Below are 24,324 nucleotides of genomic sequence, written 5' to 3' on the forward strand. Positions count from 1 at the left end.
GGGGGCGATTAGTAGCGGTAGAGGTCGCCCTTGAACGGGCCGGCCTCGGGCACGCCGATATATTTGGCCTGGTCGGGGCGGAGCTTGGTCAGCTTGGCGCCGACCTTCTCGAGGTGGAGCGCCGCGACCTTCTCGTCGAGGAACTTCGGCAGCGTGTAGACCTGCTTCTCGTACTTGCCGGGGTTCGTCCACAGCTCGATCTGGGCCAGCGTCTGGTTCGAGAACGACGCCGACATCACGAAGCTGGGGTGGCCGGTGGCGTTGCCGAGGTTCACCAGGCGGCCTTCCGACAGCACGATGATGCGCTTGCCGTCGGCGAACTCGACCTCGTCGACCTGCGGCTTGACGTTATGCCACTTGAAGTTACGCAAGGAGGCGATCTGGATCTCGCTGTCGAAGTGGCCGATGTTGCAGATGATGGCGCGGTGCTTCATCGCCTTCATGTGGTCGAGCGTCAGCACGTCGACATTGCCGGTGGCGGTCACGAAGATGTCGGCCCGGGGAGCCGCTTCTTCCATCGTCACGACCTCGTAGCCTTCCATCGCCGCCTGCAGGGCGCAGATCGGATCGACTTCGGAGACCATGACGCGGCAGCCGGCCTGGCGCAGCGAGGCGGCCGAGCCCTTGCCGACATCGCCGAAGCCCGCGACCATCGCGACCTTGCCCGACATCATGACGTCGGTGCCGCGGCGGATGCCGTCGACCAGCGATTCACGGCAGCCGTAGAGATTGTCGAACTTCGACTTGGTCACCGAGTCGTTCACGTTGATCGCCGGCCACAGGAGCTTGCCTTCCTTCGCCATGTTGTAGAGGCGATGGACACCCGTGGTCGTCTCTTCGGTGACGCCCTTGATCGAGGCGCCGAGCTTGGCGTACCAGCCGGGCTTTTCCTTGTTGGTCTTGAGAATCGCCTTGTAGAGGACTTCCTCTTCCTCGTTGGTCGGGTTGGCGACCAGCGACGGATCCTTCTCCGCGCGGGCGCCGAGATGGACCAGCAGGGTGGCGTCGCCACCGTCGTCGAGGATCATGTTCGGCTCGCCGCCGTCATGCCACTCGAAGATCTTGTGGGTGTAGTCCCAGTATTCCTCGAGGCTCTCGCCCTTGATGGCGAAGACCGGCGTGCCGGCCTTGGCGATCGCCGCGGCGGCATGGTCCTGCGTCGAGTAGATGTTGCACGAGGCCCAGCGCACGTCGGCGCCCAGCGCCTTCAGCGTCTCGATCAGCACGCCCGTCTGGATGGTCATGTGCAGCGAGCCGGCGATACGCGCGCCCTTGAGCGGCTTCTTGGGGCCGTATTCCTTGCGGATCGACATCAGGCCCGGCATCTCGGTCTCGGCCATGTCGAGTTCCTTGCGACCCCAGTCGGCGAGCCCGATATCCTTGACGATGTAGTCGGCCATGTGGCGCTCCTTGCTGTGCCGGCGTCGGCAGGCGAATTGTGGAAAGCGGGCGTGTCATAACAGCGGTGCGGAACCGCCTCAACGCGCCGGATCAACATATAAGCAAGAATTTATGTCGATATGCACGCCGCTTTATGCCCGCGGCGCAGGGGCCTCAGTCCTCGCCGAACTTGCCGTCGACCAGAGCCGAAATCGCGGCCATCGCGTCGGCGGCCTGCCGGCCCGAGCAGATGACCTCGATGGTGCTGCCGATGCCGGCGGCCAGCATCATGAGGCCCATGATGGACAGTCCGGAGACTTCCTGGCCCTTGAAGGAGACCCGCACGATGGCATCGAACTGGCCCGCCGTTCGGACGAACTTGGCGGCGGCACGGGCGTGGAGGCCGCGCTTGTTGGCGATCGCGAGGCTGCGTTTGAGGGTGCCAATGCCGGCCTCCGCGCTGGAATTCGCGGCAGCGTCGCTCACGAAGCTTCCTTGGCGAGGATGCGCGAGGCGACGGTGATGTACTTGCGGCCGGCTTCCTGCGCCATGCGAACCGCCTCCGCGATCGGCCGGCTTCGGACGCTGGCGAGTTTCACCAGCATCGGCAGGTTGACGCCGGCCAGCACCTCGACCCGCGCCTGCTCCATGATCGAGATCGCGAGATTGGAGGGCGTGCCACCGAACATGTCGGTCAGCACGATCACGCCCTCGCCGGTTTCACAGGCCCGGACCCTCTCCAGGATTTCGCCCCGGCGTTTTTCCATGTCGTCGTCGGCGCCGATGCAGACGGTGGACATGCATTGCTGCGGACCGACGACATGTTCCAGCGCGGCCTTGAACTCCTGCGCCAGATTGCCGTGAGTCACGAGTACGATACCAATCATGCTTTTGCTCTACCCTGCGCCACCGGCCTCCCCGGCCGCCCCGACGTCCCGGTGGGAGAGAGTGACGGACCGGCCGGCGCTTCGCAACCAGTCTGCAAGCTCCTCGGCGAGGGCCACCGACCTGTGTTTGCCGCCGGTACAGCCCACGGCGATCGTCAGATAACTCTTCCCCTCCGCATCGAAGCGGGGCAGCAGCGGCCCGATCAGGGCCTTCAGCCTGTCCACGAACGGGCGGTAGTCGGGATCGGTTGCGATGAAGGCTGCAACGGCGGGGTCACAGCCGGTGAGGGGCTTCAGGGCCGGATCGTAATGCGGATTCTTCAGGAACCGGACGTCGAAGACCAAGTCGGCCTCGCGTGGCAGGCCACGGCGAAACGAGAACGACATCACGGAAATCCGCGTGCCGGCCGCGCGACCCAGCCCAAAGTGCCCGGTCAGGATCTGCTTCAGGCGATGCGGCGACAGCGCCGTCGTGTCGATGGTGAGATCGGCCACGTCGGCCATCCAGCCGATCTGCCGGCGCTCCTCGCTGATCCCGTCGGCCACGGGACGATCGGGCGCTAGGGGGTGAGGGCGGCGGGTCTCGGTGTAGCGGCGCTGCAGCGTCTCTGCGTCGGCCTCGAGGAAGAGGAGCCGGGCGGCGAGGCCGGGACGGTTGCGCAGCTCACGAATGCGGGCGGCCAGTTCGCGGGCATCGAAGCCCACGGTCCGGGTGTCGATGCCGAGCGCCAGCGGCTGGGCGGTTGCGCCGGCGTCGCCGCCGGTCGAGCGCATGAGGTCGTCGAGCAGCGCCAGTGGCACGTTGTCGACCGCGACATAGCCCAGGTCGTCGAGGACGTTCAGGGCAGTTCCACGGCCGGCACCGGACAGGCCGGTGACGACGACGAATGGCCGGCGCTTTTCATCCGTGGCGTGGGAAGTGGAAGGGGCGGGGCTGTCTGGCATGAGCGGCGCGGGCCGGATCATGCCGCCACGGTTCGTGCGAGGGCAAGGCGCAACTTCACCGGCGCGGAGGCTTCGAACGGCGTCAGCGCCAGCACAGGCAGGTCGATGTCGAACAGCGTCTCGCGCGCCCGATCGGGCAGGCGTTCGATGCGGTCAGGCGGCACGAGGTCCACCAGCAGGGCAACCGGCGTCCGTGCGAGAAGCTGGCCCCGGCCGAGCTTCACGATACCGACACCTCGAACTTCCAGCAGGCCGGCGAGCGTGCCCGGCGGCGTGGCGACCAGGCCGCGGCCCTGCCGGACGAGCGCCGTCTGATCGTCGGCCACCAGCCGCCCGCCGCCCTCGACGAGGCGAAGGGCGAGGTCGGATTTGCCGGCGCCCGATGGTCCGCGCAGCAGGATGCCGTGCCAGCGGCCCCCGGCCCGCAGGGCGACGCAGGTCGCGTGGACGAAGGTCGTGACCCGGATCGCCATTCAGAACGTCACTTGCGGCCGGTGGCGGCGGGGAGGCGCACGGTGAAGCGGGCGCCGAGCATCTTGCCGTCGGGGCCGCGCCGGTTGGTGGCCGTGATCGTGCCGCCGTAGGTCTCGACGATCTGCCGGCAGATCGACAGGCCGAGACCGGAATGCTGGCCGAAATGCTCGGTCGGACGTTCCGAGTAGAAGCGCTGGAAGATCGATTCGAGATTGTCCTCGGGAATGCCCTGTCCCTCGTCGTCGATGGTGACGACGAAGGGACCGTTGCGCGAGTCGCGGCCGAGCTCGACGAGGATGCGCGAGCCGGCAGGAGCGAAGGACAGCGCATTGTCGATCACGTTGCGGAATACCTGCCCGTAGCGGCCATCATGGCCGTGCGCCATGTACGGCGGATTGGTGGCGACGCGGAACTCGACCTCGACGCCGGACTTCTGGTTCGCGGTCACCGCATAGTGATGGACCATGTCCCGTAGCAGCTTGTCGAGGTCGACCTGCTTCACCTCGCCGCGCATCAGCTCGGCATCGAGGCGCGACGCGTCGGAGATGTCCGAGATCAGCCGGTTGAGCCGGTTGATGTCGTCCATGACGATGGCCATCAGCTTGGCGCGCCGTTCGGCATCCAGGTTGGGATGCCCCGCCATCTCGATGGCCGAGCGCAGCGACGTCAGCGGGTTCTTGAGCTCATGCGCGACGTCGGCCGCGAAACTCTCGATCGTGTTGATGCGCAGCCACAGGGCCTCGGTCATCGAGCGCAGCGCATCGTTCAGGTCGCCGATCTCGTCGCCGCGCTTGCCGAGATCGGGAATCTCGGGCCGGCTCTCGCGCGCCAGCCGGACTTCGTCGGCGGCGCGTGCCAGCCGCACGATCGGCTGTGTGATGGTGCCGGCGAGATAGAGCGAGAGAAGGACCGTGATGCCGAGCGCTGCCGCGGCGATGGTCAGCATGTCGTAGCGGACTTCGCGCAGGGAGGCGGCGATGGCGCGGTTGTCGCGCGTCAGCAGGAGCGCCCCCAGCACCTGCTTGTAGCGCTGGACCGGCACCGCGGCGCTGAGCAGCAGCCGGCCCTGTCCGGCGCTGCGCACGGCGGACGCGTTGAAGCCACGGAGGGCGCTGGCCGCCTCCGGAAAATCGCGCAGGGTCGGGACCGGCTTCTCGACATATTCGGGATAGTGGTCGACGCGCGACAGCTGTCGCGCGATCCAGTCGCTGATCCGCTCGCCGACGCTGTACTCGGGTTCGGTCTCCATGGGCACTTCGGGCGGCGGCAGCGGCACGACGTGGATTCGGCCGAGCTCGTTCAGCATCGCCGAATCGGCCAGCAGCTCACCGGTCTCGCTGAACAGGCGCGCGCGCACGCCGGTCGGCCGGACGAGCCGCGTCAGCAGCTGGCGCGCGGCGTCGGCGTCCATGCGGTTGACCGTCGATTCGCCGCCGACCACGGCGACCTCGCCGATGCCGGCCGCCACCATCTCGCCCTGCACCAGCAGCGAGGCGAGTTCGCTGTCGATCAGCTCCTCCTCGTAGTCGCTGAGGTAGACGGCCCCCAGGGTGAGCAGTGCCACCGGGATGAGATTGAGCAGCAGGATGCGCCGCGTCAGCGGCGAGTAGCCGCGGCTCGCACTGCGGCGCCGGCGGAGGAGCGAGGGCGAATCGGTAGCGCCGGACGCACCGGCTCCCTTGCGCACCGAGCGGGGGAACAGGCGGCCGAGCGCCGTGGCGATCCGAGAGCTTAGCGTCTGATGCCCGGGTGGGCGCCTGCCGGGCTCAGGAGTCGCGATATCGATATCCGATGCCATACAGCGTTTCGATCTGCTCGAATTCGCCATCGACCTCGCGGAACTTGCGGCGGACGCGCTTGATGTGGCTGTCGATGGTGCGGTCGTCGACGTAGATCGTCTCGCCATAGGCCGCGTCCATCAGCTGGTCGCGGTTCTTCACGTGACCGGGCCGTTCCGCGAGCGACTTCAGGAGCAGGAACTCGGTGACCGTGAGGTGCACTTCCTTTCCCTTCCAGGTGCATTGATGGCGGCTCGGGTCGAGCACCAGCTCGCCGCGCACGATGCGCTCGGCCGCGGCCTCGCCCTTGCCGCCGCCGACGTCGGCGCGGCGCAGCACGGCGCGGATGCGTTCGAGCAACAGGCGCTGCGAGAACGGTTTGCGGATGAAGTCGTCGGCGCCCATGCGCAGGCCCAGCACCTCGTCGATCTCCTCGTCCTTGGACGTGAGGAAGATGACCGGGAACTGCTGTGTCTTGCGGATGCGGTTCAGCAGCTCCATGCCGTCCATGCGCGGCATCTTGATGTCGAAGATGCCGAGATCCGGGGGCGACTGGTTGAGGCCTTCGAGAGCCGATGCACCGTCGTTGTAGGTCTTGATCTGAAACCCTTCGGCTTCGAGCAGCATCGACACGGAAGTGAGGATGTTGCGGTCGTCGTCGACGAGGGCGATGGTCTTGCGCACGGCTTGGCTTCTCCTGCAGCGGACAACGGCTTTTTTATCATGCTATCATAGACCGGGCCGTCGCCGCCGCTTTCCGGTCCACGATATTCAACGAACAATTGCGGCTTTTTTGATCCGAAAATGACCCAGGACGACATGCCCCGCACCGTGCGCACCCTTTTGCGTGCCCTCGACCGGGCTTCTCTCGCCACTTTCCTGCCCGGCGAACCGGCCGGCTGGCCCTACGCCTCCCTGGTGCTCGTGGCGGTCGATCACGACCTGTCGCCGATCCTTCTGCTGAGCGATATGGCCGAACATACCAAGGCGATCAAGGCGGACGACCGTGTCTCCCTGCTGTTCGACGGGACGGCGGGGCTCGACCAGCCACTGACGGGGCCACGGGCAACGGTGCTGGGACGGGCGGAGCGGATTGCCGATGAGCGGCTGAAAGCGCGCTTCCTGGCGCACCACCCCGATGCCGCGCTCTATGCCGGCTTCGCGGATTTCGGTTTCTATCGCATCGCGCTGGAACGGGCGCATCTGGTGGGGGGCTTCGGAAAGATCCGCTGGATCGGGGCTGCCGAACTTGCGCCGCCGCAGGCCGAAGGCCTCGCTGCAGCGGAGGCGGGCATCGTCGAACACATGAACGCCGATCACGCGGATGCCGTTGGGCTCTATGCCGCAAAGTTGATCGGCCGGGCCGGCGACGGCTGGAAGATGACGGGCATCGATGCCGAGGGGCTCGACCTGCGGCGTACCGGGGAGGTTGCCCGGCTCGCATTCGATGAGCCCCTGCGGGCGGCCGGCGAGGCGCGCAAGGTCCTGGTCGATCTGGTTGGCAAGGCCCGTACTCTGCCCTGATGATTCACTCCCTGCGAGGCTTCGGGTTCCGCGGCGCAGCATTCTTTTCGCGAGTGCGAAGGGCGATTCACACGCGTCCAGACACCAACTTGTCGCAAGGGACTTGCCTCATCGCGGCCCTGCCAGTAGCGCTTAGTACAGTGAAACGTTAGCCATCCGGATCGACCGGAAAGCAGGAGAAACGCTGTGCATCAGGCGGGCTTCATCGTACCCAAATTTGGACTGGAAGCGCTCGGACTCAAGAACCTGAGCAATGTCTACTGGAACCTCCAGGTTCCCACGCTCTACCAGGAAGCGATTCGCCGGCAAGAAGGCGTGGTGGCCGATGGCGGCGCGCTGGTGGTACGGACCGGCATCCACACCGGTCGCTCGCCCAACGACAAGTTCATCGTCGAGGATTCGGAGAGCAAGGGCCGCATCGACTGGGGCAAGACCAACAAGCCCATCACGCCCGACCGCTACCGCGCGCTCTACAACCGCATGATCGCCTATGCGCAGCGCCGCGACCTGTTCGTGCGCGACTGCTGGGCCGGCGCCGACCCCGCGCATCGCATCGGCGTGCGCGTGGTCAACGAGACCGCCTGGCACAATCTGTTCGCCCGCAACATGTTCCTGCGGCCCAGGCCTGAGGAACTCGAGGGCTTCAAGCCGGAATTCACCATCCTGAACCTGCCGGGCTTCCAGGCCGACCCGAAGCTCGACGGCACGGCGTCGGACTGCGCCATCCTGGTGAACTTCACCGAACGCGTCGTGGCGATCTGCGGCACCTGGTATGCTGGCGAGATCAAGAAGTCGGTGTTCACGATCCTGAACTACCTGCTGCCGGACAAGAACGTCCTGCCGATGCATGCCTCGGCCAATGTCGGTCCGAACGGCGATGTCGCCGTCTTCTTCGGCCTCTCGGGCACCGGCAAGACCACGCTGTCGGCCGATCCGACCCGCACGCTGATCGGTGACGACGAGCATGGCTGGGCCGAGGACAGCCTGTTCAACTTCGAGGGCGGCTGCTACGCCAAGGTGATCAAGCTCAGCCGCGAGGCCGAACCGGAGATCTATGCCACCACCGGCCGCTTCGGCACGGTGCTCGAAAACGTCGTGATCGATCCGGCGACCAGCCGCCTCGACCTCGACGATGGCGCCCATACCGAGAACACCCGCGCCTGCTATCCGCTGGACTTCATTCCGAACGCCTCGACCACCGGCATCGCCGGCACGCCCGAGAACATCGTGATGCTGACCGCCGACGCGTTCGGCGTGCTGCCGCCGATCTCGCGGCTGTCGCCGGAGCAGGCGATGTACCACTTCCTCTCGGGCTACACGGCGCGCGTCGCCGGTACCGAGAAGGGCGTGACCGAGCCGCAGGCGACCTTCTCGACCTGCTTCGGCGCGCCGTTCATGCCGCGTCATCCGACCGTCTATGCCAAGATGCTGGGCGAGAAGATGGCCCGCCAGAACGTCAAGTGCTGGCTGGTCAACACCGGCTGGTCGGGCGGCGGTTTCGGTGTCGGCGAGCGTATGTCGATCCGCCACACCCGCGCGATGGTGCGCGCCGCGCTCGACGGCACGCTGGCCTCGGTCTCCTCCTCGACCGACCCGCACTTCGGCATGCAGGTGCCGAGCGCCTGCCCCGACGTGCCGGGCGAGGTGCTGAGCCCGAAGAACACCTGGAAGGACAAGAAGGCCTACGACAGCGCCGCGCGCGACGTCGCCCAGCGCTTCGAGAAGAATTTCCAGCAGTTCGAGAGCCACGTCGACGACAAGGTCAACAAGTCGGCCATCCGCGCCGCCGCCTGATCTGACGGGACATCGCTTCCGCGCGGCGGACATCCTATGATGCCCGCCGCGTGAGCCAGATTACCGAAACGTCCCCTGCGAAAGCCGCCCTGCGCCGCCCCTGGCGGTTGCCCCTGGTCGCGGCACTGGCGCTCGCCTTCGTCTCGCTCGCGCTGATTTCCGGCGTCGCCTACATCGTCGTGCTGGCCGGTGCCACCGGAACCGCAGACCGGCTGCTGGTCGATCGGGCGGCCCGCGTGGTCGATGCGCAGGTGTCGCTGGTCCGCAGCCGCCTCGATCCGGTGAGCGAGCAACTCGAACTGGTCGCGGCCCTCGCCGCCGGCGGCCGCATCGACATCGAATCGCCGGTCGCGGTGCGCGAACTGCTCGCCGTGATGATGCAGCAGGTGCCCGCCGTCTCGGCGGTCGGCTTCGCCACGCTCGATCTCAAGCTTCACCGGGCGGTGCGCGAGCCGGACGGCACGATCGAGCGCGAAACGCTCTCGCTGGTCGGCCAACCGCAGGGCATGGAGCGTTTCCGCCAGCTCCAGACCGCACAGCACACGTTCTGGGGCGCCCTGTTCTGGAGCGAGACGATCAAGCAGCCGGTGGTCAACGTTCGCACGCCGGTGCGGCGCATCGACAATGCCTTCATCGGCGGCCTGATCGCCACGGTGGCCGTCGGCGATCTGTCCTATCTCATCGGTGATCCGAAAACCGGTGGCGACGGCCGCTATTTCATCCTCGTCGGCCGCGACCACGTCCTGGCGGCGCGCCGGCTTATCGATCCCCGTGGCCTCGGCCTCTCCGAGAAGCGGCCCCTGCCCACGATCAAGGAGGTGGACGACCCCGTTCTCGCGAAGATCTGGGATCCGCCGGTGCGCTCGCCACAGATCGACCGGGCGCTGGGATCCCTCGGCCATGTCGTCGAGGAAGGCGGGCGGCGCTGGGTGTTCGTCTATCGCGAATTGCGGCGGTTCGGGCCCGAGCCCTGGCTGGTCGGGCAGTATTTCCCGATCGAGGACGCGACCGGCGACCTCGATCGGCTGACCAACGGCGCGATCGTCGGCGGCATCACGCTGGCCGTCGCTGCGTTGCTGGCACTGGTGATGGGGCTCAGCATGACGCGCTCCATCCGCACCCTGACTTCGGCGGCCGAGTTGATCGAGCAGCTCAAGTTCGACGAGCCGTTTCATCGCAAGTCGCGGCTGCGCGAGATCGACGATGCCGGCCACAGCCTCGACAAGGCGCGTGGCGCGCTGAAATGGTTCGGTGCCTATGTGCCGCGCCGTCTCGTGTTCGGATTGATGGAGCTGGGCGAGGATGCGGTGGCGTCGCGCCGCCGGGTCGTCACCGTGATGTTCACCGACATCGTGGGCTTCACGCCGCAGGCCGAAGAACTGCCGGAGCAGGAAACGGCCGACATGCTCAATCACCATTTCGCGCTGCTGGGCAGCTGCATCGAGAACGACCAGGGCGTCATCGACAAGTATATCGGCGACTGTGTGATGGCCGTGTGGGGCGGGCTTTCGCCCATGGAGGATCATGCCGACCACGCCGTCCATGCCGCGCTCGAGATGGCGCGCGTCGTGCACGAGGACAATTTGCAGCGCATCGCCGCCGGCCAGACCGCCGTCCGCCTGCGCGTCGGTATCCATTCCGGTCCGGTGATCGTCGGCAACATCGGCGCGCCGGGCCGGGTCAATTACACCGTGGTCGGCGACACGGTGAACGTGGCGCAGCGCTTCGAGCAGCTCGGCAAGGAATTCATGGCCGCTGGCGACGACGTGATCGTCCTGGTGAGCGGTGACACGATCGCGTCGATGAAGCGTCCCGAGGCCTTGGGCGAACTGCCCAAGCCGGAACTGCGGCACGTGAAGGGCAGGGACGAGCCGGAGCAGGTGTATCGCCTGGTTTAGCGGCCTCATGTGACGAGGTGCTGCGCTGGACGGGATATGGTCTTCGCAAGTAGTGTGCCGCAGGCCTATTTGCCGACATTTGCGGGGGAACGAGCAGGACATGGAACGGCGCAAACTTCTTGCATTGTCGACGGCCGCACTCGCTCTCGCCCCCTTCCATGGACTGCGCGCGCAGGAGTCCAACAAGCCTTTCACCACCGAGCAGCTCGACCAGTTGCTGGCGCCCATCGCCCTCTATCCGGACGCGCTGCTCTCGCAGGTCCTGATGGCCGCGACCTATCCGCTCGAAGTCGTCGAGGCGGCGCGCTGGTCGCAGGCCAATCCCAACCTCAAGGGCGATGCCGCGGTCGCCGCGGTGAAGGACAAGAGCTGGGACGTCAGCGTGAAGTCCCTGACCGCCTTTCCGCAGACGCTGCAGATGATGAGCAACCAGCTCGACTGGACGCAAAAGCTCGGCGACGCGATGATCGGCCAGCAGAAGGACGTCGCGACGGCGGTCCAGCGCCTGCGTGCCAAGGCGCAGGCGGCCGGTAACCTGAAGTCGACTCCGCAGCAGACGGTCACGACGCAGTCGAGCGGCGGCGCCAGCGCGATCGTCATCGAGCCGGCCAGTCCCGAACTCCTCTACGTGCCCTATTACAATCCGGCCTGGGCCTATGGCACCTGGCCCTATCCGGCCTACCCGCCGCCCTATTATCCGCCACCGTCCTATTATGGTGCGGCATTGATGAGCGGCATGATGTTCGGCCTGGGCGTGGCCGCCGGCTCGGCGATGTTCGGCGGCTGGCACTGGGGTTACGGCGGCGGTGGCTGGGGCAACAGCTACACGACGGTGAACGTCAACCGGGCGACCAACATCACCAACAACTTCAACGCCGACCGCTATCGCAACGGCCAGTGGAACCACGACCCGGCGCATCGCGACGGCGTGCCGTACCGGACGCCCGCCGAGCGGCAGCAGTTCGATCAGCATCGTCCCGATTCGGCACAGCAGCGCGAGCAGTTCCGCGGTCAGCTCGACGGGCGCGGCACCGAGGGCGTGCAAAATCGCGGAGCCGCGAACCGCCCTGCTGCCGAAAACCGGCCGGCGGAAAATCGCAGCTTCGAGAACCGGACGGCGGGAGATCGCGGTGCGTTCGGTGACATCAACCGCGGCGGCAGCGGCGCCACTCGCGATTTCGACCGCGGCAGCCAGTCCTGGGGCAACCGTAGCTGGGGTGGCGGCGGCGAGCATTTCGGCGGGGGTGGTGGCGGCGCCAGGTTCGGCGGAGGAGGACGGCGATGAGCGGCACGATGTTCAGGCGCGGTCTCCTGGCTCTCGCCGTATTTGTCGGGCTTGCAGGGGGCCTGGCCGGCGGCACGGTTGCCCAGCAGGCGGCCAAGCTCCAGGGCTTTCCGACGGCCGACGCGGCCGCGAATGCCTTCACCGACGCGGTCCGCAAGAACGACCAGAAGGCCCTGGGCACGCTGCTGGGACCTCAATGGAACGAGTTCGTTCCGGCGACGTCCGAACAACGGCAGGAGCGTCGGGCGGCCTATCTCGCCGCGTGGGACGAAAGCCACGAGGTCAAGGTCTCCGGCGACAAGGCGACCGTCATGGCCGGCAAGGCCGGCTGGACCCTGCCGATCCCGATCGTGAAGGACGGCGCGGAATGGCGCTTCGATCCGGTCGCTGGCTGGCGCGAGATGCGCCTGCGCCAGATCGGCCATGACGAAGCCGCCGTGGTGCAGACGATGCTGGCCATCGTCGACGCTCAGCGCGACTACGCGGCGATCGACCCGATGAAGACCGGCTCGCCGGTCTATGCGCGGCGGCTTCTCAGCTCACCCGGCCGCAAGGACGGGCTTTACTGGGCGACCAAGCCCGGCGAGCCGCAGAGCCCGCTCGGGCCGGCGGTCGCCCGTGCCCAGGCCGATGGCAACTCTCCCGACGGCCATTACGGCTACTATTTCCGCCTGCTCTATGGACAGGGTGCGGCAGCTCCGGGCGGCGCGCGCGACTACATCGTGAACGGCCGCATGATGGGGGGCTTCGGCGCCATCGCCTGGCCGGTGCGCTATGGCGTGACCGGGGTGATGACCTTCATCGTCGACTACAAGGGCGAGGTCTATCAGCAGGACCTGGGGCCGGAGACGGCGCAGAAGGCCGGCATGATCAACACCTTCAATCCCGACAAGGGCTGGGTGAAGGCAGATATGACGCCCCCGTGAAGCGGGGCGTCGTGGTGAAGGGGAGAGGTGTGATGAAGACGAAGATCCTGACGCTGGTCGTGGCCGCGGGCTTTCTGGGCGGTTGCAATACCAGCAACCTGTCGGACGGCCAGACCGGCGCGCTGGTCGGCGCTGCGGCCGGCACCGGCATCGGCTTGGCGACCGGCGGCAGCTTCGGTGCGGTGGTCGGCGCCGGCCTGATCGGCGGCGCGGTCGGCTATATCGGCGGCACCGCCATCGGCAACAGCAAGTAAGGGAGATCCAGATGACCTCCAGGATCCTTCTCGCGCTGGCGGCCACCATCGCCATCTCGGCGTCCGCCCAGGCGCAGAACCCGCCGCTCAATTTCGACCAGGCGGCCTACATCACCTGCCGCGAGGCCCATGCGATGAATCCGGAAGCCCGCAAGGCGCTGGCCGTGTTCCTCGCGGAGCATTCGGCGCGCGTGCGCGGCGTCATGATTCCCGATGGCGAGCAGGGTGCCCAGCTCGCCCATCTGGTGCGCGGCGGCTGCACCCTGTCGCCCGACGCCTACCTGTTCACGGTGGTCGACCGTGCCATCGTTGCCGAGAGCTCGAAGCTCCCGAAGCGCAAGTAGCGCCCCTCAGGTCAGCTTGATCATGACGTGCCGGGCATAGGCCGGGCGCGTCGTGAGCCGCTCGTACCACGCCCGGACGTTCTTCAGGTCCGGGCGTTCGATTTCCAGCGCATACCAGCGATGGATGAAGCAGCCGACCGGGATGTCGCCCATCGTGAACTGGTCGCCCGAAACGTAGCGACGGCCCTCGAGCCAGCCATCCAGCCGGCCGAACAGCTTGCCCGCCTCCGCGGCGGCCTTGCCGATTGCCGCCATGTCGCGCTTCTCCGGCGGCGTGCGGATCAGGCCCCAGAAGGCGAGGCGCATCGGCTCGCCGATGGTGCTGAGCTGCCAGTCCATCCAGCGGTCGGCCTCGCTGCGCAGGCCAGGATCGGTCGGCCATAGCGTGCCCGCGGCGTGCTTTGCCGCGAGATAGCGCACCGCCGAGTTGCTCTCCCAGATGATCCGCCCGCCCACGTCGATGGTCGGCACGACGCCGTTGGGATTCATGTCGAGGTACCATTTCTGGTCGTTGCCGCCGAACGCCCCACCGACATCCTCGCGCTCGTACTTGAGTCCGCACTCGTCGGCGCACCACAGGACCTTCATCACGTTGATCGAATTGGCACGGCCCCAGATTTTCATCGGATCATTCTCCTTGAGTTCAGCATTCCCATTCCGGCCTGCCATCGACGATGCGCAGGATGTGTTTGACGTCGGGGTCGAACTGGACGGGATCCAGGGACCCTTCGAAGATGATGCGTGTGTCGTCGAGCCACCGGGGATCGGGCCGCAACCATAGCTGAGGCTTTGTCCACGGACAGGAGGACAGGCTCGGCAGACGAATCCCCGTCGGTGGGTCCTTGCGAAGGTCGATCAGTTCCGAGCCTTCGTTCGGATAGGCGATGCTGTTGTCCACGCCTATCGCGTACTCGCCGGAAGGCGAGAGAAGGGGTGGCGATCCGACGCGCAAGAGCCGGCCGTCCCGAGCGGAAACCAGGTAGGTGTCCCGGCCTTCCCAGAGATCGGCATCGACGACATATTGGTGTTGCTTGGGCCAATAGCCGATCAATCGATGCTTCCGGCATCCGTCATATCCTTCGCAGGATTCGCCGACGATGGTGTTGTCCACGATCTTGAGCGACCGATCCCCGTCGAGCCGGAGCTGAAGGACGATGCCATTACGATAAGCACGATCGCGCAGCTTCTCCAGCGCCTCCCGGTCCGCGCTGTCTGGCACGGGCACATGCTCACCCTGCCAGTCGCAGCATTTCTCCTTGACGACCACTGCAATGGAGTAGGTCGTGATGAGCGGCGGCAGGACGCCCGTCTCCTGCGCAAGCGCGCCGGAGGCGGTCGCTGTAAGGATCACAGCGAGCAAGCCGCGCATCGCTCTTCCTGAATTCAGCATTCCCATTCCGGCTTGCCATCGATGATCCGAAAGACTTGCTTTTCTCTAGGATCGTCGTTGTCGAAAAATGGCTTACCTTCGAACGCAACTCGTGAATCGTCGAGCCAGACCGGAGTGGGCCGTAGCGACATGGCTTTGTCGCCGGAACAGGTTGGCTGGGAAATCACTTCTAGAGTCGAGGGCGGATCAACGCTCATGTCGATAATCTGCAAGCCGTTTCCATAGGCGGGCGACAAGTCCGCCGCGACTGCATAACGACCGGTTGGCGACAGAACAGGCGGGGCAAATACGGGTGTGGAGCGGCCATCCCGTTCCGAGATGAGGAAGGCGTGCCGACCTTCGTAGAGCCCGACATCGATCACGTAGTATCGATGCTTTGGCCACCAAGCCACCAGCTTATGCCAGCGAAAATTGTCAACACTGCAGACGAAGGCGGCGCAGTCGACGATCTGTGCCGATCGGTTGCCATCGAGCCTCAACCATAGGACGCTGCCTTCGCGAAAAGCTTGCTCCGGTATTGCAGCAATTACTTTCGCCTCGGGCGAAAGCGCTGCGGCCGCGCGTTGCTCTTCGCAACAAGGCTCGTTCCTAATTGTGACGTCAGACCCTGCACGCGCTGGCATTGCAAGGAAGAGGGCCAAAGCCATCAGCGTCGCGCGCATGGCTCTCTCTCCGCCTAGTGCGCGGCCGCCCAGTTGTCGCCGACGCCGGTGTCGACGACCAGGGGCACGGTGAGCGAGGCGGCGCTTTCCATGATCTTGCGCGTCACGTCCCTGGTCTTGTCGAGTTCCTTCTCGGGCACTTCGAACAGCAGTTCGTCGTGGACCTGCAGGAGCATCCTGGCGTTTAGCTTGGCAGCCGTGAGGGCGCCGGGCAGGCGGATCATCGCGCGCTTGATGATGTCGGCGCCGCCGCCCTGCAGCGGGGCGTTGATCGCCGCGCGCTCGGCGAAGGCGCGCATGCCCTGGCTCTTGTCGTGGATGAAGCGCAGGTGGATCTTGCGGCCGAACGGCGTCAGCACGTAGCCGTGCTTGCGGGCGAAGTCCTTGGTCCGTTCCATGTAGTCGCGAATGCCGGGATAGCGCTGGAAATACTTGGCGATGTACTCCTTGGCCTCCTGCTGGCCGATGCCGAGCTGATTGGCGAGGCCGAAGGCCGAGATGCCGTAGATGATGCCGAAGTTGATTGCCTTGGCGCGGCGGCGCATCAGCGGGTCCATGCCTTTCACCGGCACACCGAACATCTCGCTCGCCGTGATCGCGTGGATGTCGTCGCCGCGCGCGAAGGCTTCCTTCAGTGCGGGAATGTCGGCCACGTGCGCGAGCAGGCGCAGCTCGATCTGCGAATAGTCGGCGCTGAGCAGCTTGTAACCCGTCTCGGCGATGAAGGCCTGGCGGATCTTGCGGCCTTCCTCGCTGCGCACCGGGATGTTCTGCAGGTTGGGATCGGTCGAGGCGAGGCGTCCCGTGGCGGCGCCGGTCATGTGATAGGAAGTGTGGACACGGCCGGTCTTCGCATCGACCTGGCGCATCAGCGCGTCGGTGTAGGTGCCCTTGAGCTTGGCGAGTTGGCGGTGCTCCAGGATCTTCACCGGCAGCGGATGGCCCTGTGCCGCGAGATCCTCCAGCACCGAGGCATCGGTCGCCCACGAGCCGTTCTTGTTGCGCTTGCCGCCGGGCAGCTTCTGCTCGTCGAACAGGATCTCGCCCAACTGCTTGGGCGAGCCGACGTTGAACTCGCGGCCGGCGATCTTGTGGATCTCGCCTTCGAGCTCGGCCAGCCGCTTCTCGAAGTCGGTGCTCAGCCCCTTGAGCTTCAGCGCATCGACCTTGATGCCGGCGCTCTCCATCGAGATCAGGACCGGGATCAGCGGCCGCTCGATCGTCTCGTACATCGAGGTGACGCGCTCGGGGACGAGCCGCGGCTTCAGCCGCGCCCACAGCTGCATGGTGACGTCGGCATCCTCGGCGGCGTAGTCGCGCGCCTTGTCGAGCGGCACCTTGTCGAAGGTCACCTGCTTGGAGCCGCTGCCGGCCACGTCCGAGAACTTGATGGTCTTCTGGCCGAGATGGAGCTCGGCCAGCTCGTCCATGCCGTGATTGTTCTTGCCGGCGTCGAGGACGAACGAGATCAGCATCGTGTCGTCGACCGGGCCGATTTCGACGCCATGCCGGCGGAACACCGCCATGTCGTACTTGATGTTCTGGCCGACCTTCAGCACCGCCGGGTCTTCCAGGAACGGCTTCAGCTTTTCGATCGCGGTCTTGAAGGGGATCTGTCCCTCGAGCAGCTTGCCGGCATCCTTGTCGCCGCCGTCGCCCAGAAGATCGAGCGCGCCCTGCACGGCACCGCCGGGAACCTTGTGCATCAACGGCAGATAGGCGGCGCGCCGGCGCGTCGAATTGACGTCACCCCACGGGCCTTCGAGCAGGGCCAGCGAGACACCGACCAGCCCGGCATTGTTGGAATCGAGACCGTCGGTCTCGCAGTCGAACGCGACCGTGCCGGCCCGGGTCGCCTCGGCGATCCATTCGTCGAGCAGCTTCTCGTCCTGGATCATTTCATAGTCGGCGGGCGTGAACTCCCGGTTGGGCTTCTTCGACGCGGAGGCGGCGGGCGCCGGCGTCGGGTCGGCCTTCTTCGCGGGCGCGTTCGCCGGCGCGACGGGTGCACTGGCCTCACCCAGTTCACTCGTGAAGCGCTGCAGCAATGTGCGGAAGCCCTGCTGCTCCAGCCACGGCAGCAGCACGTTGGGATCCGGCTTGCGCTTGTCGAAGGCCTCGGGCTCAGCCGGTGTCGGCACGTCGTCGCGCAAGGTCACGAGTTGCTTGGAGATGCGGATCAGCTCGGCATTGTTCTGCAGCGATTCGCGGCGCTTGGGCTGCTTGATCTCCTGGGTGCGCTCCAGCAGCGCTTCGAGGGAGCCATACTCGTTGATGAGCTGGGCGGCGGTCTTGATGCCGATGCCGGGGGCGCCCGGCACGTTGTCGGTCGAGTCGCCGGCCAGCGCTTGAACGTCGACGACCTTGTCGGGCGTCACGCCGAACTTCTCGAACACCGCCTCGGGCCCGAGCTTGATCTTCTTGATCGGGTCCATCAGCTCGACACCCGGCCGCACCAGCTGCATCAGGTCCTTGTCGGAAGAGACGATGGTGCAGGTGCCGCCGGCCTCGACGGCCATGCGGGCGTAGGTCGCGATCAGGTCATCGGCCTCGTAGCCTTCCAGCTCGCACACCGTGACGTTGAACGCGCGCGCCGCCTCGCGGATCAGCGGGAATTGCGGGATCAGGTCTTCCGGCGGATCGGGCCGGTTGGCCTTGTACTTGTCGTAGATCTGGTTGCGGAAAGTGACGCTGCCGGCGTCGAGGATCATGGCGATATGATCGATCTCGGGATTGTCCAAAAGGTCGGCCACCAGCATGCGGCAGAAGCCGAACACGGCGTTGATCGGCGTCCCGTCGGGCCGGTTCATCGGCGGCAGGGCGTGGTAGGCGCGGAACAGATAGCCCGAGCCGTCGATCAGGTAGAGGTGGCGCAGCGGCGTGTCGCCGTCCGCCGGGGTCGTCGCGGGAGCCTTGGATTTCGCCATGCCCAAGGCCTAGCACGCGGGGCCCTGCGGCGGGAGATGGGGCTGTGATACGATCGGTGCATGACCATTGTCCTGTCCGAGAATTTCCGCGCGCTTTTCTACGCCCCCTTCTATGCCGCCCATGCCAGCGGTGCTTTCACGCGGGCTGGGGTCGAGGTCGAGTTGCGGCCCTCGTCTGACCCGCTGGAGGCGGCCCGGGCGTTGCGGGCCGGCGAGGTCGACGTGATGTGGGGCGGGCCGCTCCGCGTCCTGATCGCGCGCGACAAGGATCCGGCCTCCGATCTGGTCTGTTTCTGCGACGTGGTGGCGCGCGATCCGTTCTTCGTGGTCGGTGCAACGCCGCGGCCGGATTTCAAGTTTGCCGATCTCCTGTCGGTCAAGCTGGCGACGGTCTCGGAAGTGCCGACGCCGTGGGTCTGCCTGCAGGACGACCTGCGCCGCGCCGGCGTCGATCCGTCGAAGGTCGACCGGATCGCCGACAAGGACATGGGCGAGAACGAGGCCGCCCTGCGCGAGGGCAAGGTCGATGCGGTGCAGGTCTTCCAACCCTATGCCGAGCGGCTGGTTTCGACCGGCGCGGGCCATATCTGGAACGCCGCCGCGGATCGCGGCCTCACCGCCTATACGACCCTCGTCACGCGACGCGGCGTCCTCGACGGTCGTGCCGACGAGCTCGCGTGCATGATCCGTGGCATGGATGCGACCCTGAAATGGTTCGCCGTCACCCGCTCGCTGGAAATCGTCGACGTCGTGCAGTCGTTCTTTCCAGACGTTCCGCGCGACCTGTTCGCCGCCTGCATCGACCGCTATCGCGCGCTCGGCCTGTGGGGGCGCGATCCGGTCATTCGGCGCGAAGGCTACGACCGGCTGCACGCGGCCATGCGTTCCTCGGGCATCCTGTCCCGCGACATCGCCTTCGAGGACGTGGTCGATACCAAGCTGGCCACGCACGCGATCGGGGTGTGAAGACGAACCTTCAGGCGATCTCTTCCAGGTAGCGCCGGACGGGCGCCAGTGCGTCGAGACGCGGCATGCTTTGCAAGGCTTGCCCGGGCTGGCACCAGGGATAGGGCAGGGCGGTGATCCAGCTCATGATGTTGCCGAGTTCCGAGGCCGGGAGGACTTCCATCACGTCGATGGTGATGACCAGTCGCTCGGCCAGGCATCTTGCGTCGGACGAGAATTGCCAGTCGTAGAGCCCACTGCCGATCCGCAGGGCGCCGTCGCTCCGCGCCGACATGGCGACGAGCCAGGGGCAGGTGAAATGGCGTCGGTCGGTCTCCATCGGCTGCCTCAGGCCGAACGAATGGACATTCTCGAAATCGGTCGCGATGCGCCGGACGAGGACTTCCTCCAGTTCGGGCAATCCGCTGGCCGTGCCGGGAAACGAAATGGCGTTGGTCTTCACCCTCATTTCCAGCTGGGCGTCTTCGGCAAAGGCGCGGCGCATCAGGAACGGGCGATTTCCGTCCTTGGCGTGAAAGTACGTGCTGACGGCTTCGAGCGAGCTGGACATGGGCAATCAGCCTAGATCGTGACGCATGCTCTTGTCATGCTGACGGCTGGAAACTTCGGGGGAGATCGAAATGGCGCTCTACGAACTCAGGACCTACACGCTCTATGTCGGCAAGATGGGCGAAGCCGTGAAGCTCTATCAGGAGTTCGGCTTTCCGGCGCTCGACAAGGGCGGCCACGCCAAGAACCTCGTCGGCTACTTCCAGGGCGACACCGGCACCATCAACCAGCTCGTCCATCTCTGGAAATTCGAGGACGATGCCCATCGGCGCCGTCACTGGGCCGCCGTCTTCGCCGACCCCGCCTTCATGGACGGCTTCGCGGTGAAATTCCGTCCGCTGGTGATGAGCCAGGAGGTGAAGTTGCTGAACGCGGCGCCGTGGGGCCCACACCCGTGAGGCCTCGCCGCCGCGCCTGACGTCTGCGAGGCGCTCGCAACATCCGCGACGTTCCGGGGCTTGCGGCGAGCGGGGCGGCGGACTATCAGCATCCCGTCATCGGGGAGTAGCCGGCCTCACCCCAGAGGCGGATGTGTCAACAGACTTGGGTCCTTCGGGAACCATGGCACATTCGGCGACCGACGGCCCTCGAGAGGGCCGCGCTTGGCGAGACCTTTGGCTTTCCAGTGTCTTTACCCGCGGGATCGGGCGGCACCGGGAGCCATAGGTTCGTGCTCGGTCCCGCTGTGTGATTCGCCGTGGAAGCCTTTCTCGTCTCTACAGGGATCGTTGCCGTCGCCGAGATCGGAGACAAGACGCAACTCCTGGCCATGATCCTCGCCACCCGCTATCGCCGGCCCGTGCCCATCATCCTGGGCATCCTGGTCGCGACCCTGGCCAACCACGCGCTCGCGGCCTGGGCCGGTGCCGCCGTCGCCGCCTGGCTGGGGCCTGACGCGATGCGCTGGATCCTGGGAATCCTGTTCCTCGCCATGGCCGTCTGGTGCCTGATTCCCGACAAGGCCGACGAAGGTCCGAAGGTCGCGGGCGCGGCCGGTGCGTTCGTGGCGACGGCGATCGCCTTCTTTCTGGTCGAGATCGGCGACAAGACCCAGATCGCGACCGTGGCGCTCTCTGCCCGCTTCAACGATCTGCTCGCCGTCACCGCCGGCACGACGTGCGGCATGATGCTCGCCAACGTGCCCGCCGTGCTGTTCGGCGATGTGCTGTCGCGCAAGGTGCCGCTGAAGCTCGTTCGCTCGCTCGCCGCGGCGTCGTTCGTGGTGCTGGGCCTGCTCGCCCTGCTGAAGCTCGACATGGGCCTGCTGGGAGGCTGACCCTCGGGCGCGGGCCGGCTATGCCACTGCGTTGGACAGCCGGCCCAGGCCTTCGATCTCGATCGTCACGCGGTCGCCGCGCTTCAGGAACTTCGGGGGCGTGAAGCCGATGCCGACGCCGACCGGTGTTCCGGTGGCGATGACGTCGCCGGGCTGGAGCGTGATGCCGGCGGAGATCGTCGCGATCAGGGTCGGGATGTCGAAGATGAGATCGCGCGTGTTGGCATCCTGGCGCAGCTCGTCGTTCACCCAGCACTTCACGGTGAGGTTTTCCGGAGCGACCTCGTCGGCCGTCACCAGCCACGGGCCCATCGGGCAGAACGTGTCGAGCGATTTGCCGAGGAACCACTGCTTGTGCTTGCCCTGCAGGTCGCGCGCCGTCACGTCGTTGATGATCGTGTAGCCGAAGACATGGTCGTAGGCGTGCGCCTTGGCGATGCCGCGGCCGCCCTTGCCGATGACCAGCCCGAGTTCCGCCTCGTAGTCGACCGAATCGCTGACGCCCTCGGGGTAGCGGATGTCGGCACCGTCGGCGATCACGCACTCGGGCGCCTTGGTGAAAATGATCGGCGCGGTCGGGATGGCGTCCGCCGCCGAGCTCGCGCTGCTGTCGAAGCCGCTGCGCGTGAACTCCTTCGCATGCTCGTGATAGTTCTTGCCGACGCACATGACGTTGCGCGCCGGTCGCGGAATCGGCGCTTCGATCTTCACCGAGGAGAGGGGAAGCCCTGCACCGGTCGGTGCGATCTTCGACCGGATCGCGTCGAAGTCGCCGACGATGGCGGCGAGGGTCGGGACGGCGCGTCCCAGCATCTCCTCGAGCGGCCAGAAGGTCTTGCCGTCCGGGCTGGCGAGCGCGGCCTTGGCGGTGCCGCCGTGCGTGATCGTCGCGAGCTTCATTGCGGCTTTGCCTCTTCGCCCGCGTTGCCCCAGCCCTTCTTTTCGGCATCGAAGAACGAGGCGAAGACCTTGCGGATCGTGCTCTCGCCGATGTCGCGCGTGATGAACACGACACGGCTCTTGCGGTCGTCGCCTTCGGGCCAGGCGTCGAGCGTGGCGGGCGGGTGGAAGACGTGCTGCACGCCGTGGATCACGACGGGCTTGTCGGTGTCCTTCACGTTCAGGATGCCCTTCATGCGCAGCAGGTCGGGGCCGCGATAGGTCACCAGCGCGTCGAACGCCGCGGCCACCGTCGACCAGCTCATCGGCTCGTCGAAGGTCATGCAGAAGGAGCGGATGCGGTCGTCGTGGCGGTTGACGTCGTGCGGATCCTGCTCGCCGTGGCCATGGTCGTGATCGTGGGAATGGCCGTGATCATGGCCATGGTGATGATGGCCGTGCCCGTGGTCGTGGCTGCCTTCGTAGGCCTCGGCCTGCAGCCACTTCTTCACGTCGGCGCTCTTGGTCTCGGGATTGTAGAGGCCGGCATTGAGGATCTGGTTGGGATCGATCTCGCCCGTCGCGACCGTGTGGAACGGCGCACCTGGATTGAGGTGGTGCAGCCGGTGCTTCAGGTCGGCGAGCTTGGGGGCATCGGCAATGTCGACCTTGGTCAGGAGGATGCGGTCGGCGACGGCGGCCTGCTTCACGGCCTCCTCGTGATTGTCAAGCGTGCTGGCGCCGTTCACGCCGTCGACTGTCGTCACCACGCCGTCGAGGCGGTAGCGCGAGGCCAGCAGCGGGTCGGTCATCAGCGTGTGCAGGATGGGCGCGGGATCGGCCAGGCCCGTGGTCTCGACCACCATGCGCTTGAACGCCGAGACCTCGCCGCGCGAGCGCTTGAGGAACAGCTCGCTCATGGTGCGCACCAGGTCGCCGCGCACCGTGCAGCACAGGCAGCCCGAGTTCAGCGTCACCATGCCTTCGTCGTCGGACTTCTCGACCAGGAGATGGTCGAGGCCGATCTCGCCGAATTCGTTGATGATGACGGCGGTGTCGGCCAGCTCGGGCCGGCGCAGCAGCTTGTTGAGCAGGGTGGTCTTGCCGCTGCCGAGGAAGCCCGTCAGCACGGTGACGGGAATACGCTGCTCGGCAGCGTTCTGCGGATCGCTCATCGAAACATCCTGTGTTCGGGGATCACGCCCGCCAGAAGCGCTCGACCTTCCTGAACTCCTTCCAGGCCCGCTCGAGCTTGCGGCGGCGGCGCTTCTCGCCACTTGCCGCCTGCCTGGCGAGGACCTTGAGGAAAGGGGCCGTGTCCTCGGAGGGACGGGAGGCCGTCGCGATGTCGGCCAGCATGCGAGCCGCCGTCGCGCGATCGTTCAAGGCGCCGAGCGCGCCCTGCAGGCGCACCGTTGCCTCGATATAGGGCTTGGCCGCGGGCGAGGCAAAGGCGGGGCTGAGATAGGTCGCGGCATAGCGCAGCTTCTTGATGCCGATGCGCAGCTGGTGGAGCTGCTCCTCGCTCAGCCGGGCGAAGAGACGGCCGCGGCGGATCACCTTGGCGTGGCGCGAATCGAGGACGTGACGGCCGAATTCGTCGAGGCGCAGCCCGCCCCGCACCTCCGCCGGCGCCGGTTCGGCGGCGAAGGCGGCGAGCCTCTGGTCGAAGGCCTCGTAGCGGGCGCTGCCGAGGGCAGCCCGGGCGCGCTCCAGGTGGCTCGCGGCCAGTCGCGCGCCGACCTTCTTCACCACGGGCGGGACGTCGACGACGCTTTCGGTCAGGAATACGTGCAGGTCGCGTGCGGGACCGCACTCGCTGGCCAGCCACTTGGCTTCCGCCGAGAGGGCGCGAACCTCCGGACCGTCGACCGCAGGGCGAAATACACTGAAGGCGGCGCGCAGGCGGCGCAGTGCCACCCGCGCCTGATGGATGCCGATAGGACGCCGGCTCTGCAGCACGATGTCCCGATATTTGGCGAGGTCTGTCCGGCAGGAGCCTGCGATCGCGCGGAGCGCCATTTCGGGTAGGGTTTCAGGGGTGAGCTTGTGCCCGGAAGCTGACATTGCATGAGGACCGTAGCGGCGCCCCGCGAGGGGGCAACCGTAAAGAGCGACAGTCCGGTGAAGGTTTTATGTCATCCGGGAGACGGTCGAGCACGCCGGTCTCTCGATTCCATGATCGG

At 66.4% G+C, this 24,324-nt stretch carries 25 protein-coding genes and 1 riboswitch; of the genes, 10 read left to right on the forward strand and 15 right to left on the reverse strand.

The features are described from left to right. Positions 1-8 precede the first annotated feature (8 nt). The 7 genes from ahcY to ACT6UX_RS21365 form a co-directional block, all read right to left on the reverse strand. On the reverse strand, positions 9-1,400 hold the full coding sequence (gene ahcY / locus ACT6UX_RS21335) for an adenosylhomocysteinase (RefSeq protein WP_444777164.1): 1,392 nt from the start codon (positions 1,398-1,400) through the stop codon (positions 9-11). Positions 1,401-1,554: 154 nt separating this feature from the next. Then, positions 1,555-1,866 (reverse strand): HPr family phosphocarrier protein, encoded by a 312-nt coding sequence (locus ACT6UX_RS21340; protein WP_444777165.1) that lies wholly within the window; start codon positions 1,864-1,866, stop codon positions 1,555-1,557. After that, entirely contained in the window at positions 1,863-2,267 is a 405-nt protein-coding gene (locus ACT6UX_RS21345; protein ID WP_444777166.1) for a PTS sugar transporter subunit IIA, read from the reverse strand. Before ACT6UX_RS21345 ends, ACT6UX_RS21340 begins: the two co-directional genes overlap by 4 nt. 9 nt (positions 2,268-2,276) lie before the next feature. Continuing rightward, positions 2,277-3,233, reverse strand: a complete 957-nt coding sequence (gene rapZ / locus ACT6UX_RS21350; RefSeq protein ID WP_444777167.1) for an RNase adapter RapZ — start codon at positions 3,231-3,233, stop codon at positions 2,277-2,279. After that, positions 3,230-3,685 (reverse strand): HPr kinase/phosphorylase, encoded by a 456-nt coding sequence (locus ACT6UX_RS21355; RefSeq protein WP_444777168.1) that lies wholly within the window; start codon positions 3,683-3,685, stop codon positions 3,230-3,232. The genes rapZ and ACT6UX_RS21355 overlap by 4 nt, the downstream gene beginning before the upstream one ends. 8 nt (positions 3,686-3,693) lie before the next feature. After that, positions 3,694-5,484 carry a stimulus-sensing domain-containing protein gene (locus ACT6UX_RS21360; RefSeq protein WP_444777169.1) on the reverse strand — a complete coding sequence of 597 codons (1,791 nt, stop codon included), beginning with the start codon at positions 5,482-5,484 and terminating at the stop codon, positions 3,694-3,696. After that, positions 5,453-6,148 (reverse strand): response regulator transcription factor, encoded by a 696-nt coding sequence (locus tag ACT6UX_RS21365; RefSeq protein WP_444777170.1) that lies wholly within the window; start codon positions 6,146-6,148, stop codon positions 5,453-5,455. The genes ACT6UX_RS21360 and ACT6UX_RS21365 overlap by 32 nt, the downstream gene beginning before the upstream one ends. 120 nt (positions 6,149-6,268) lie before the next feature. On the opposite strand from ACT6UX_RS21365, the gene ACT6UX_RS21370 reads away from it, so the two are divergent. The 7 genes from ACT6UX_RS21370 (at position 6,269) to ACT6UX_RS21400 (ending at position 13,489) form a co-directional block, all read left to right on the forward strand. Further along, a complete protein-coding gene (locus ACT6UX_RS21370; RefSeq protein ID WP_444777171.1) occupies positions 6,269-6,988 on the forward strand; it encodes a HugZ family pyridoxamine 5'-phosphate oxidase in 720 nt (239 codons plus the stop codon). 186 nt (positions 6,989-7,174) lie between these two features. Continuing rightward, on the forward strand, positions 7,175-8,782 hold the full coding sequence (locus ACT6UX_RS21375; protein ID WP_444777172.1) for a phosphoenolpyruvate carboxykinase: 1,608 nt from the start codon (positions 7,175-7,177) through the stop codon (positions 8,780-8,782). Positions 8,783-8,832: 50 nt separating this feature from the next. Next, on the forward strand, positions 8,833-10,680 hold the full coding sequence (locus tag ACT6UX_RS21380; RefSeq protein ID WP_444777173.1) for an adenylate/guanylate cyclase domain-containing protein: 1,848 nt from the start codon (positions 8,833-8,835) through the stop codon (positions 10,678-10,680). A 100-nt stretch (positions 10,681-10,780) separates the two neighbouring features. Further along, the gene (locus ACT6UX_RS21385; protein WP_444777174.1) at positions 10,781-11,965 is read left to right on the forward strand and encodes a DUF3300 domain-containing protein; all 1,185 of its coding nucleotides are present in this window, start codon (positions 10,781-10,783) and stop codon (positions 11,963-11,965) included. Continuing rightward, a complete protein-coding gene (locus tag ACT6UX_RS21390) occupies positions 11,962-12,891 on the forward strand; it encodes a DUF2950 family protein (RefSeq protein ID WP_444777175.1) in 930 nt (309 codons plus the stop codon). The genes ACT6UX_RS21385 and ACT6UX_RS21390 overlap by 4 nt, the downstream gene beginning before the upstream one ends. A gap of 32 nt (positions 12,892-12,923) precedes the next feature. Next, the gene (locus ACT6UX_RS21395) at positions 12,924-13,145 is read left to right on the forward strand and encodes a bacteriocin (protein WP_298309171.1); all 222 of its coding nucleotides are present in this window, start codon (positions 12,924-12,926) and stop codon (positions 13,143-13,145) included. An 11-nt stretch (positions 13,146-13,156) separates the two neighbouring features. Beyond that, positions 13,157-13,489, forward strand: a complete 333-nt coding sequence (locus ACT6UX_RS21400; protein ID WP_444777176.1) for an HdeA/HdeB family chaperone — start codon at positions 13,157-13,159, stop codon at positions 13,487-13,489. Positions 13,490-13,495: 6 nt separating this feature from the next. Here the strand turns inward: ACT6UX_RS21400 and ACT6UX_RS21405 are convergent, their stop codons facing one another. From ACT6UX_RS21405 to polA, 4 genes are read right to left on the reverse strand one after another with little or no spacing between them, the layout of a single operon-like run. Further along, positions 13,496-14,113 carry a glutathione S-transferase family protein gene (locus ACT6UX_RS21405; protein ID WP_444777177.1) on the reverse strand — a complete coding sequence of 206 codons (618 nt, stop codon included), beginning with the start codon at positions 14,111-14,113 and terminating at the stop codon, positions 13,496-13,498. Positions 14,114-14,132: 19 nt separating this feature from the next. Next, positions 14,133-14,858: a hypothetical protein gene (locus ACT6UX_RS21410; RefSeq protein ID WP_444777178.1), complete on the reverse strand. Its 726-nt coding sequence runs from the start codon at positions 14,856-14,858 to the stop codon at positions 14,133-14,135. Between the two features lie 14 nt (positions 14,859-14,872). Next, positions 14,873-15,541, reverse strand: a complete 669-nt coding sequence (locus ACT6UX_RS21415) for a hypothetical protein (RefSeq protein ID WP_444777179.1) — start codon at positions 15,539-15,541, stop codon at positions 14,873-14,875. Between the two features lie 14 nt (positions 15,542-15,555). After that, the gene (polA, locus tag ACT6UX_RS21420) at positions 15,556-18,468 is read right to left on the reverse strand and encodes a DNA polymerase I (protein WP_444777180.1); all 2,913 of its coding nucleotides are present in this window, start codon (positions 18,466-18,468) and stop codon (positions 15,556-15,558) included. A 60-nt stretch (positions 18,469-18,528) separates the two neighbouring features. Here polA and ACT6UX_RS21425 point away from each other — a divergent pair, with 60 nt between their 5' ends. After that, complete coding sequence (locus tag ACT6UX_RS21425) at positions 18,529-19,434, forward strand: ABC transporter substrate-binding protein (RefSeq protein WP_444777181.1); 906 nt, start codon at positions 18,529-18,531, stop codon at positions 19,432-19,434. A 10-nt stretch (positions 19,435-19,444) separates the two neighbouring features. Here ACT6UX_RS21425 and ACT6UX_RS21430 read toward each other — a convergent pair whose 3' ends face one another. Then, a complete protein-coding gene (locus ACT6UX_RS21430; RefSeq protein ID WP_444777182.1) occupies positions 19,445-19,984 on the reverse strand; it encodes a hypothetical protein in 540 nt (179 codons plus the stop codon). 70 nt (positions 19,985-20,054) lie between these two features. On the opposite strand from ACT6UX_RS21430, the gene ACT6UX_RS21435 reads away from it, so the two are divergent. Both ACT6UX_RS21435 and ACT6UX_RS21440 read left to right on the forward strand, forming a co-directional pair. Then, positions 20,055-20,381: an NIPSNAP family protein gene (locus ACT6UX_RS21435; protein ID WP_304854083.1), complete on the forward strand. Its 327-nt coding sequence runs from the start codon at positions 20,055-20,057 to the stop codon at positions 20,379-20,381. An 89-nt stretch (positions 20,382-20,470) separates the two neighbouring features. Continuing rightward, positions 20,471-20,616: riboswitch (yybP-ykoY riboswitch) on the forward strand. A 64-nt stretch (positions 20,617-20,680) separates the two neighbouring features. Beyond that, on the forward strand, positions 20,681-21,259 hold the full coding sequence (locus ACT6UX_RS21440; protein WP_444777183.1) for a TMEM165/GDT1 family protein: 579 nt from the start codon (positions 20,681-20,683) through the stop codon (positions 21,257-21,259). Between the two features lie 18 nt (positions 21,260-21,277). Here the strand turns inward: ACT6UX_RS21440 and ACT6UX_RS21445 are convergent, their stop codons facing one another. The 3 genes from ACT6UX_RS21445 to ACT6UX_RS21455 are packed head-to-tail and all read right to left on the reverse strand — an operon-like array spanning position 21,278 to position 24,160. Beyond that, complete coding sequence (locus tag ACT6UX_RS21445; RefSeq protein WP_444777184.1) at positions 21,278-22,159, reverse strand: fumarylacetoacetate hydrolase family protein; 882 nt, start codon at positions 22,157-22,159, stop codon at positions 21,278-21,280. Next, positions 22,156-23,313, reverse strand: coding sequence for a CobW family GTP-binding protein (locus tag ACT6UX_RS21450; RefSeq protein WP_444777185.1), 1,158 nt, complete (start codon positions 23,311-23,313; stop codon positions 22,156-22,158). The genes ACT6UX_RS21445 and ACT6UX_RS21450 overlap by 4 nt, the downstream gene beginning before the upstream one ends. A 22-nt stretch (positions 23,314-23,335) precedes the next feature. Then, positions 23,336-24,160 carry a CHAD domain-containing protein gene (locus ACT6UX_RS21455; protein WP_444777186.1) on the reverse strand — a complete coding sequence of 275 codons (825 nt, stop codon included), beginning with the start codon at positions 24,158-24,160 and terminating at the stop codon, positions 23,336-23,338. Positions 24,161-24,324: the final 164 nt, after the last annotated feature.

The organism is Reyranella sp. (genome assembly GCF_052439685.1).
In the GTDB taxonomy this organism is placed as follows: domain Bacteria; phylum Pseudomonadota; class Alphaproteobacteria; order Reyranellales; family Reyranellaceae; genus Reyranella.

Coding starts and splice junctions, on each gene's coding strand:
- ahcY (WP_444777164.1), bottom strand. CDS start 1,400: ATGGCCGACTACATCGTCAAGGATATCGGGCTCGCCGACTGGGGTCGC.
- ACT6UX_RS21345 (WP_444777166.1), bottom strand. CDS start 2,267: ATGATTGGTATCGTACTCGTGACTCACGGCAATCTGGCGCAGGAGTTC.
- rapZ (WP_444777167.1), bottom strand. CDS start 3,233: ATGATCCGGCCCGCGCCGCTCATGCCAGACAGCCCCGCCCCTTCCACT.
- ACT6UX_RS21355 (WP_444777168.1), bottom strand. CDS start 3,685: ATGGCGATCCGGGTCACGACCTTCGTCCACGCGACCTGCGTCGCCCTG.
- ACT6UX_RS21360 (WP_444777169.1), bottom strand. CDS start 5,484: ATGGCATCGGATATCGATATCGCGACTCCTGAGCCCGGCAGGCGCCCA.
- ACT6UX_RS21370 (WP_444777171.1), top strand. CDS start 6,269: ATGACCCAGGACGACATGCCCCGCACCGTGCGCACCCTTTTGCGTGCC.
- ACT6UX_RS21385 (WP_444777174.1), top strand. CDS start 10,781: ATGGAACGGCGCAAACTTCTTGCATTGTCGACGGCCGCACTCGCTCTC.
- ACT6UX_RS21390 (WP_444777175.1), top strand. CDS start 11,962: ATGAGCGGCACGATGTTCAGGCGCGGTCTCCTGGCTCTCGCCGTATTT.
- ACT6UX_RS21395 (WP_298309171.1), top strand. CDS start 12,924: ATGAAGACGAAGATCCTGACGCTGGTCGTGGCCGCGGGCTTTCTGGGC.
- ACT6UX_RS21400 (WP_444777176.1), top strand. CDS start 13,157: ATGACCTCCAGGATCCTTCTCGCGCTGGCGGCCACCATCGCCATCTCG.
- ACT6UX_RS21405 (WP_444777177.1), bottom strand. CDS start 14,113: ATGAAAATCTGGGGCCGTGCCAATTCGATCAACGTGATGAAGGTCCTG.
- ACT6UX_RS21410 (WP_444777178.1), bottom strand. CDS start 14,858: ATGCGCGGCTTGCTCGCTGTGATCCTTACAGCGACCGCCTCCGGCGCG.
- ACT6UX_RS21415 (WP_444777179.1), bottom strand. CDS start 15,541: ATGCGCGCGACGCTGATGGCTTTGGCCCTCTTCCTTGCAATGCCAGCG.
- polA (WP_444777180.1), bottom strand. CDS start 18,468: ATGGCGAAATCCAAGGCTCCCGCGACGACCCCGGCGGACGGCGACACG.
- ACT6UX_RS21425 (WP_444777181.1), top strand. CDS start 18,529: ATGACCATTGTCCTGTCCGAGAATTTCCGCGCGCTTTTCTACGCCCCC.
- ACT6UX_RS21430 (WP_444777182.1), bottom strand. CDS start 19,984: ATGTCCAGCTCGCTCGAAGCCGTCAGCACGTACTTTCACGCCAAGGAC.
- ACT6UX_RS21435 (WP_304854083.1), top strand. CDS start 20,055: ATGGCGCTCTACGAACTCAGGACCTACACGCTCTATGTCGGCAAGATG.
- ACT6UX_RS21445 (WP_444777184.1), bottom strand. CDS start 22,159: ATGAAGCTCGCGACGATCACGCACGGCGGCACCGCCAAGGCCGCGCTC.
- ACT6UX_RS21450 (WP_444777185.1), bottom strand. CDS start 23,313: ATGAGCGATCCGCAGAACGCTGCCGAGCAGCGTATTCCCGTCACCGTG.
- ACT6UX_RS21455 (WP_444777186.1), bottom strand. CDS start 24,160: ATGGCGCTCCGCGCGATCGCAGGCTCCTGCCGGACAGACCTCGCCAAA.